Origin of the sequence: uncultured Oceanicoccus sp., assembly GCF_963968385.1 — a bacterium.
In the GTDB taxonomy this organism is placed as follows: domain Bacteria; phylum Pseudomonadota; class Gammaproteobacteria; order Pseudomonadales; family Dasaniaceae; genus Oceanicoccus.
Map to the genome: position 1 here is coordinate 1 of NZ_CAXAHB010000063.1, position 9,261 is coordinate 9,261.

8 protein-coding genes are annotated in these 9,261 nt (G+C 46.7%); all 8 read left to right on the forward strand.

Annotation, left to right across the window (positions count from 1 at the left end; translation table 11 throughout):
* Positions 1 to 2,217 (forward strand): EAL domain-containing protein (locus AACP44_RS07215; protein WP_339339804.1); only part of this gene is annotated, 2,217 nt, incomplete at its 5' end.
* A gap of 258 nt (positions 2,218 to 2,475) precedes the next feature.
* On the forward strand, positions 2,476 to 2,847 hold the full coding sequence (fliE, locus tag AACP44_RS07220) for a flagellar hook-basal body complex protein FliE (RefSeq protein WP_339339812.1): 372 nt from the start codon (positions 2,476 to 2,478) through the stop codon (positions 2,845 to 2,847).
* Positions 2,848 to 2,880: 33 nt separating this feature from the next.
* The gene (gene fliF, locus AACP44_RS07225) at positions 2,881 to 4,590 is read left to right on the forward strand and encodes a flagellar basal-body MS-ring/collar protein FliF (RefSeq protein ID WP_339339805.1); all 1,710 of its coding nucleotides are present in this window, start codon (positions 2,881 to 2,883) and stop codon (positions 4,588 to 4,590) included.
* Positions 4,583 to 5,593 (forward strand): flagellar motor switch protein FliG, encoded by a 1,011-nt coding sequence (fliG, locus tag AACP44_RS07230; RefSeq protein ID WP_339339806.1) that lies wholly within the window; start codon positions 4,583 to 4,585, stop codon positions 5,591 to 5,593. Before fliF ends, fliG begins: the two co-directional genes overlap by 8 nt.
* Before the next feature lie 12 nt (positions 5,594 to 5,605).
* Positions 5,606 to 6,382 (forward strand): flagellar assembly protein FliH, encoded by a 777-nt coding sequence (locus AACP44_RS07235; RefSeq protein ID WP_339339807.1) that lies wholly within the window; start codon positions 5,606 to 5,608, stop codon positions 6,380 to 6,382.
* Positions 6,382 to 7,785 (forward strand): flagellar protein export ATPase FliI, encoded by a 1,404-nt coding sequence (gene fliI / locus AACP44_RS07240; RefSeq protein WP_339339808.1) that lies wholly within the window; start codon positions 6,382 to 6,384, stop codon positions 7,783 to 7,785. The genes AACP44_RS07235 and fliI overlap by 1 nt, the downstream gene beginning before the upstream one ends.
* Positions 7,782 to 8,234 carry a flagellar export protein FliJ gene (gene fliJ / locus AACP44_RS07245; RefSeq protein WP_339339809.1) on the forward strand — a complete coding sequence of 151 codons (453 nt, stop codon included), beginning with the start codon at positions 7,782 to 7,784 and terminating at the stop codon, positions 8,232 to 8,234. Before fliI ends, fliJ begins: the two co-directional genes overlap by 4 nt.
* A gap of 123 nt (positions 8,235 to 8,357) precedes the next feature.
* A partial coding sequence (locus AACP44_RS07250) for a flagellar hook-length control protein FliK (RefSeq protein WP_339339810.1) occupies positions 8,358 to 9,261 on the forward strand: 904 nt, incomplete at its 3' end.

Below are 9,261 nucleotides of genomic sequence, written 5' to 3' on the forward strand. Positions count from 1 at the left end.
GCTGTCGCTATTACCACCGGTCTAGTGCTGGTATTGCTTAATGGCTTGGTGTTATGGCAGCTTGCTGACCAAACCGCCATTACACTTTGGCTATTGCTCGCCACTATGGTTTATGCCGCTCGTTATTATCTGAGCTATGTTTTTTATCGGCATGAACAGCTTGTTAGTCACACAAGCTGGATGCAACTGCATACCATTATGACCCTGTTCTCTGCTGTTATCTGGGCTTATGCCTTGCTGGTATTGATGCCTGATGAATCGCTGGTGCATCAGTTTTTAATGATTATCTCGGTTGTCGGATTTTGTTCGGCAGTAGCCAGCTCCACGGCGTTGTCACCGGTCATTTGTCTATTGTTTCTGGCCATTTGTCTAGTTCCTATGTCGGTTCGACTCTATGCAATTGGTGGCTCTAGCTATGGCGGATTGCTGTTCGGCTTTTGTTATATCTATCTCTATTTTATGTGGGCGATTTGCCGCCGCAATACAGAAACGGTGTTACAAAATCTGGAGAAGTCTCTGATTCTGGATGAAAAGGAGTTGGCGCTAAATGAAGCTTATCAACGCGTGGATTTGCATATTGATCGCAGCCCTCTGGGTATTATTGAATGGGATGCTGACTTAAAGGTAAGGCGCTTTAATTCAGCTGCAGAAAGTATTTTTGGCTACTCTGCAGAGCAAATGTTAGGGCAGACATTCCAGAAATTGCTGGCAGATGATGACCCTGATTATTTTCTACAGATTGATCATGCCGACAAGGCCAATCCGACAACGCTAAAAAACCTGACCAGCTCCGGGAATGAAATTCACTGTGAATGGACCAGCGCAACCATGCGTTTACCGGATGGCCAGTTGCTGGGATATAGCTCCTTTGTCTGGGATATCACTGGGCGGCTGGAGCGCGATGAGTTAATTACCCATCAGGCCTACTACGATGCGGTTACCAATTTGCCAAACCGACACTATTTGCATGATCGTCTAAAACAGGAAATTAGCCGCAGCCAGCGTAATAAGATTTATAGCGCCGTATTGTTTCTCGATGTTGACCATTTTAAAACCATTAATGATTCCATAGGGCACTCTATGGGTGATTTACTGCTGCGGCAATTTGCCGAGCGGCTGCAAAACCGTATGCGACAATACGATACCGTGGCGCGTTTTGGTGGTGATGTCTTTGTTATCTTGATTGAAGCGCTGGATATCGATTATGAAAAATCCCAGTTACAGGCGGCACAGGTGGCGCGCTCGTTGCAGTTATTGCTACAGCAACCTTTTGTGCTCAATGGAGCTGAGTACTTATTGACCTGCAGTATCGGTATTACGCTGTTTAATGATATCGCCAGTGAGGACGAATTATTAAAGCAGGCAGACCTGGCGCTCACCCAAAGCAAACAGAAAGGACGTAATCTCTATACATTCTTTGAGCAGGAAATGAGTAACCGGGCGTCGCGGCATTTGCAGTTATTAAATTGTCTGCGCAACGCTGTTAGCAATCATGAAATGTCACTGGTCTACCAACCTAAAGTTGATATGCACACCAATCAGATTATGGGCGCAGAGACCCTGTTACGCTGGAATAGTCAGGATTTTGGTATGGTCTCGCCCGCTGAATTTATACCGGTGCTAGAGGGTTCGTCGCTAATTTCACAGGTAGGGCACTGGGTGTTAGATCAGTCCTTTGCCCAGTTAAAGCAATGGTGTGATAGTGGGCAGTGGCGAAAAGATATGGTGTTGGCTATTAATATCAGCCCGAAACAATTGTTAGAGAAAAATTTTATTGAGCAGGTGGAAATGCTACTAGCTCAACATGATATTACGGCTTCTATGCTGGAGTTTGAAATCACTGAAAACGTGTTGGTAGAAAACACCGATAGAATCGCCACCATACTGACCCAACTCACAGATTTGGGTATTAGCTTTGCTATCGATGATTTTGGTACCGGCTATTCTTCATTGGCCTATCTAAAAAAACTACCGCTGGAAGTGCTGAAAATCGACAAGTCCTTTATTGATCACTGCACCACAGAGGGCAATGATCAGGCTATTGTTCGCAGTATTCTCAGTATCTGTAATGAGCTCGGTTTAACTTCGGTGGCCGAAGGAGTAGAGAGCCAGGAGCAACAGCATCAGCTGCAGCAAATGGGCTGTGATCTGCTGCAGGGCTATTTATTTAGTCGACCGGTTCCCGCAGAGGAGTTCTACGCTTTGCTCAATCCCTAGGGTGATTCACCATCAGTACTGCTTCGCCCTAAAATTCTCCCCCGTTATTCTCGTTTTGCTCCAAGTTGGCCTGAATTATGCAGTTTCCAGAGGGGTACAGCCTCTGGTTAGTTAACTGTCAATTGTTCGTCGACATTCCGTGCCGTTTAGGCGCTGTGTCGGCTCAGGTTGAGTTGGCTGTGTCAGTAGTTTGACTAGGATTCAATGATTATAGGTCTGCATACTAGGCCAATAACAACAATACGTGGAGCAGTTATGATCACCAATCGAACCGATATTAACAACCTGCTATCACAAATGCGTGAAATGAAAGCCATGGCCGGCGGTGGCGATGAGATTAAAGCCCGTTCTGATATCGAGGCTGCGCTGCGTATTAACGGTGATAACAACACTGCAAGCGCAACAGCTCCAGATTTTACCGAGATGTTTTCCAGTGCGATTAATGCGGTTAACGAAACCCAGCAAACCTCCAGTTCGTTAGCAACGGCTTATCAGCAGGGTGATGCTGGAGTCAGTCTGTCGCAAGTGATGGTAGCATCAGAAAAAGCCAGTGTTTCTTTTCAGGCATTGACACAGGTGCGTAACAAATTGGTTGAAGCCTACAAAGACGTGATGAATATGCCGATTTAATCGGCTGTTTGTCTATTTCAGTGAGGGGAAACAATGGCAGCATTACCGGCCGAGAGTGGAGATAATTCAGTCCCCGCTCGACAAAACGATTTTATCAATGGCGTGACCAATCTAGGGGTTTTCCGTCAGTTGGCCTTGATGTTTGGCCTTGCCGCCAGTATTGCGATTGGTTTTTGGATAGTGATGTGGTCCATCGGTGAAGACTATGCGCCGCTCTATACCAGCCTCGATAAAATGAACCCCGAAGACGTATTAAACGTCCTGCAAAGCAACGAAATTGATTACAAAGTCGATGAAACCAGTGGTGCCTTACTGGTCGTCTCCAATCAAATCCACAATGCCCGCCTAAAGCTGGCCGGCGCCGGTATTTCTGCTGATGGCAGTTTTGGTTTTGAACTGCTCGACAAAGAACAACCGCTAGGCACCAGTCAGTTTATGGAAAACGCCCGTTTTAAACGTGGCCTTGAGGGTGAATTAGCCAGAACGATTTCCAGTATCCGCAGTGTTCGCGCAGCCAGAGTGCATTTGGCCATACCCAAAACCTCAGCTTTTATTCGTGACCCGCGTAAACCCACTGCATCGGTGTTTCTTGATCTTTACAGCGGCAATGGGATTAATGCCGAACAAGTACGCGCTATTGCCAATATGGTGGCTTTTAGCATTCCCCAGTTAACCGTGCAAAATGTCACCGTAGTTGACCAGCGTGGCAATTTGTTATCGAATTTCGATGCCGATCAGCAAATGGCGATGGCCAATAAACAGCTGGATTATGTCAGCCAGATGGAAGCTAGCTATGTTAAGCGCATTAGTTCTATTCTGGAGCCGGTACTGGGAGAAAATAACTTCCGTGCAGAAGTTTCAGCCAGCATAGATTTTACTCAGGTTGAGCAAACAGACGAATTATTTAATCCAGATCTGCAGGCGATTCGCAGTGAGCAAACGGTAGAAGAAGCCCGAGCCGGTGGTGGCATTGGTGGTGTTCCGGGCGCATTAAGCAACCAGCCGCCGCGGGATGCTAAAGCCCCCGACCAAGCCTTGCCGACTGAAGGCGAGACAACAGCGGCAGAAAACGGCGCTAATAAAAAGATCAACGGTACCAGTCGCCGCCAGTCAGTTCGTAACTACGAATTAGATAGAACCATCAGCCATACTCGCCATCAGGTCGGTAAAATACAGCGTTTATCGGTGGCTGTATTGGTGAATAACGTCACCAAAATTGACCCTGAAACCGGTGAGGCCAGTTCCGTGCCGATGGAGCAGTCAGAACTGGACCGATTGACGGTATTGGTAAGAGATACGGTAGGCTTTGATGCCGATCGAGGCGATAGCGTTAATATTATTAATGCCGAGTTTTTGCCGGAGCAAGCCATAGAGTCGATCCCTGTGCAAGAACTGCCGTTATGGGAGCAGCCAGCCATCACCCGCTATATAAAATATCTGGGTGCGTTTATTGTATTGATGCTATTGTTTTTTGGGGTGTTGCGCCCAGTGATGCGCAGCCTAACTGATAATGCCAAAGATTTGCGTGAGGTGGAGGCACAGCGCGCCTTAGGTGAGCTGTCAGGTGATTTAACTGATGATCTTGGCGATGAAGCCGTAACCTTATCCAGCGGCGAGAGCTTGTTATTAGCCGGCCCCAATGATAATTACGAACAGCAAATCAATAGCGTCAAAGGTTTGATTGCGGAAGACCCAAGTCGGGTAGCGCAGGTGGTGAAAAAGTGGGTGGTTGCCAGTGAGTAATAATTCCGACATCAATATCAACACGCTTGATCAAGCCGCAATCCTGATGATGTCCATGGGTGAAAAAGAAGCCGCTGAAGTGTTAAAACACCTCGGGCCGAAAGATGTGCAGCGTATTGGCACAGCGATGACCGCTTTGGAAAATGTGCCTCAAGAGCATGTTGAATTTGTGATGTCGAACTTCCTTGAAGAGGCTCGTTCCATTACCGGTTTAGGTATAGGCTCTGACGGTTATATCCGCAATATGTTAGTAGGCGCCTTGGGTGAAGATAAAGCGGGTTCCTTGGTAGATCGAATTTTACTGGGCGGCAATACCAGCGGCCTTGATACCTTAAAATGGATGGATGCTCGTTCAGTTGCCGATATTATTCGTAACGAACACCCCCAAATTCAAGCCATTGTTATTGCTCATCTTGATGGCGATCAATCCGCTGAAGTACTGACTCATCTGCCCGATAAAGTGCGGCTGGATATTGTTATGCGAGTGGCCTCATTAGATGCCGTGCAACCTTCGGCGCTACAAGAATTAAATGCTATTTTGGAAAAACAGTTTTCAGGCAATGCCGGTTCGCAGGCTAAAACGATGGGTGGTACCAAGGTTGCCGCAGAAATTATGAACAACCTTGAAGCTACTCTTGAAACCGAATTGATGGAATCCATCAAAGAAGTTGACGAAGACTTGGGTAACACCATTGAAGAATTGATGTTTGTTTTCGAGGACTTAAAAGTTGTCGATGATCGGGGTATTCAAGCCTTATTGCGAGAAATAACTTCCGAACAGCTTATTCTTGCCTTGAAAGGTTCTGACGACGAACTTAAAGATAAAGTCTTTAGCAATATGTCGAAACGTGCTGCGCAATTGCTACTGGATGATCTGGAAACCAAAGGTCCAGTTAAGCTGAGCGAAGTAGAAGGGGCGCAAAAAGACATTGTTAATATTGCTCGTCGTATGGCCGATGCTGGCGAGATTATTCTCGGCGGTGGCGGCGAAGAAATGTTGTAAAAGGGATAACTTGTGAGTCGAATTCCTGCCGATAAAACCACTTCTTTTGCTTCTTGGGATATGCCGGAAGTCAAAGAAGGGCAAATCGTAAAAGTTGAAAAGCTGAAACAACGCGGTCCTCGTGGTGAGTTAGTCAATGTCGCTAAAGAAGAGATTATCTATAATGCTTTAACAGCTGCCCAATTAGAAGAAATTACCCAGCAAGCCTATGAAGATGTGCGCCAGCAAGCCTATCAAGACGGCGTTAAACAGGGGCATAAGGAAGGTTATCAGGCAGGACTAGACGAAGGTAAAACAGCAGTTGCCGAACAGGCGCAACAATTAAATCATGCGGTAGCCAATATTTTTAATTACCTGCAAGATCAGGATGATGAAATAGAGCAAGCACTAGTTAATATTGCAAGCTGTATAGCCAGCAGCGTATTGCGCCGGGAATTAACGGTGGATGCATCACATATCCGCTCAGTCGTTAAAGAGGCTATTGCGTTATTACCTATCAGCGCCTCTAATCTAACCGTTTATCTCAGTGAACAAGATTATCACTTTCTCACTAACGAAACTGATTTAGCAGAATCATGGAAGCTGCAGATTGATCGTACGCTACAACCTGGCGGTTGCCGAGTCACTAGCGAGCACAGTGTGGTGGATTACACGCTTGAACAACAATTTCAGCAAACCGTTAAAGGCCTAGTTGAAAAACGCTTCGCCGAATTATCACCTCTTACCACAGCCGCGCCAGTTGATGATATTGACACCGATGCATCGCCATCGCCGGATGATATTAGCTAATGGCTCCCTTACGGCAATCCTTTGGTGATCGCTTCGCCCATTACTCGGCAGAGGGCGAACTGCTGACAGAACCTGCTATTTCAGGAAAATTACTTCGCGTTGTTGGTATGACCCTAGAAGTGGTGGGTCTTGAATTATCCATTGGCTGTCGCTGTCATGTTATCGATGAGAATCGCACCATTGCAGCCGAAGTAGTGGGATTTACTGAGAGTAAATTATTCTTAATGCCTATTGAGCCAGTGGTGGGTTTAAAACCGGGTATGAAAGTTGTCCCAGTCGCCTATGAAGATAAAGTGCCGGTAGGTATGCAATTACTCGGACGAGTGCTTGATGGCGCCGGCAGACCGTTAGATGGTAAGGGGCCATTAGATTGTAAAGACAGTATTGGTATGCAGGCGGATTTAATCAATCCGTTAGAGCGCAAACCGATTTCCACAGTATTGGATGTCGGTATTCGTGCGATTAACTCCGTGTTAACCGTAGGTCGAGGTCAGCGCTTGGGCCTGTTCGCTGGTAGCGGGGTGGGTAAAAGTGTTTTGCTCGGTATGATGACACGCTTTACCGAGGCCGATGTCGTTATCGTTGGTTTGGTGGGTGAACGGGGCCGAGAAGTTAAAGAATTTGTTGACCAAGTGTTGGATGAGGAAGGATTGAAACGCTCGGTGGTGGTGGCATCACCTGCAGATGATGTGCCGTTAATGCGAATGCGGGCTGCTATGTTAGCCACGCGTTTGGCAGAAAGTTTTCGCGAGCAGGGCAAGCATGTATTACTGCTAATCGATTCATTAACCCGCTATGCGCAGGCGCAGCGTGAAATTGCTTTATCGATTGGCGAGCCACCAGCGACCAAAGGTTATCCGCCCTCGGTATTTGCTAAAATTCCGCAGCTGGTTGAGCGCGCGGGCAATGATAGTGATGGCAGAGGGTCCGTTACCGCTTTTTATACAGTATTGACCGAAGGCGATGACCTGCAAGATCCGGTTGCGGATGCGGCAAGAGCTATTCTGGACGGCCATATCGTCTTGTCACGATCTTTGGCTGACGAAGGGCATTATCCGGCGATTGATATTGAAGGCTCTATCAGCCGAGCTATGCCTAATATTATTAGTCAGCAACATTTTAATTCAGCACAACGCCTGCGCTATCTCTATTCCCGCTATCAACAGAGTCGTGATCTAATTAGTGTCGGAGCCTATGTGGCCGGTAGCGATACGGAAACGGATACAGCGATTGAGCGATTGCCTTTTATCAGCAAATTTCTGCAGCAGGGTTTGAATGAATCGTTTAATCTTGCCGCCAGTGTAGCCGAATTACAGACGGTGTTAACGCCGCCTAAAAGCTTGTCGCAAGATGCTGGCGGTAACCAGCAAACCAGAGACCTGACCATGGGTCGTACACAATGAAGCAGAAAGCCTCCCAGCGCCTCCAAACCGTATTGAATTTGGCTCAAATCAAAGAGCAACAAGCGGCTGAAAAATTGTCAGGCAGTATTCGTCAATTGGCTTTATCCCAGCAGCAAGAACAGCAGCTAATCCACTACAAGCATGAATATAGCCAGCAATTTAAAAACGTTGCTGATAAAGCTGAGAGCGGAACGGTTAGCGCTACACAGTTAGCTAATTACCAACGTTTTTACGACAGCCTAGAAGCCGCAGGCAATACCCAACATGAGCAGGTAGAGTTAGCCTCGCAACAACAGGAACAGGCGAGGTCACTTTGGCAACAGCACTATGCTCGCTACAAAAATATGGACAAGCTGGTTGAAAAGAAGCGTCAATATGAAGCCAATGAAGCAGAGAAAAAACTCCAGCGCGAGCAAGATGATCGACGCATAAGCCCCCAACTTAAATGATCGCTTTTCAGTTTATTAAAACCACTATTTCTTTATAGCTCATCCAGTCTGCTAAATATTGGCAACGAAATTGCAACTACCCGATTAAGTCGTGCTAAGTGTTTAATTATTTTTGGATTTGTTATGAACTCCAGTGGCCAAAATTTAGGCGTTAACCTTTTGCTAGGCTCGGCCGATGCTGTAGCAACGGCGGATACTGGCAAATCTATTTCAGTACCGTCATACAATGATAAGTTGTTAAAAAATAACAGCTTTTCAGACTATCTGCAGGATCGAAAAAGCGCTAATAAATCGGCTGCACGCGACCGCAACGAAGACTCTGTTGAAGTGGCCGCGGCCAGTACCGGCTCAGCTAACTCTGCTGAAAATCAGCCGTCGAAAAAGCATCTTGCCGCTGATAGCGGCAGCAGTTTGCCCGCAGATGGCAGTAAGTTGCCGTCTGCACAAGCTGTTAAAACCTCAACATTATCTTTATTACAAAACGGCCTGAGCGTTAAAGCTCAGATGGCTAATCTTTCACTGGGTATGGCGACCACAGAGAATGCTTTAGTCGAGCTTAAAGATATTGTATCGACCACAGTAACTGGTACCCCATTAACGGCTGAAATAACGCACGCTTATCGTAGCTCTACTATTACTAATAGTGCCGGTTTATCAGCCACTATTTCCATACCGGTAGGCAAGCCTGGCTGGAGCGAATCGGTTATGCAGCGGGTGATGTGGATGAGCTCACAAAATATTAGTAGGGCAGAAATTGCATTAAATCCACCTGAGCTGGGGCCGATGAATATCAAAATCAGTAGTACGGGTGACCAAGCTAGCGTGGTTTTTAGCAGTCATCACGGTAGCGTTCGCGATGCACTAGATCAGGGTTTGGCGCGCCTACGTGATCAGATGGCTAATCTTTCACTGGGTATGGCGACCAAAGAGAATGCTTTAGTCGAACTTAAAGATATTGTATCGACCACAGTCACTGGTACCCCATTAACGGCTGAAATAACGCACGCTTATCGTAGCTCTACTATTA

Coding starts and splice junctions, on each gene's coding strand:
- fliF (WP_339339805.1), top strand. CDS start 2,881: ATGGCAGCATTACCGGCCGAGAGTGGAGATAATTCAGTCCCCGCTCGA.
- fliI (WP_339339808.1), top strand. CDS start 6,382: ATGGCTCCCTTACGGCAATCCTTTGGTGATCGCTTCGCCCATTACTCG.
- fliJ (WP_339339809.1), top strand. CDS start 7,782: ATGAAGCAGAAAGCCTCCCAGCGCCTCCAAACCGTATTGAATTTGGCT.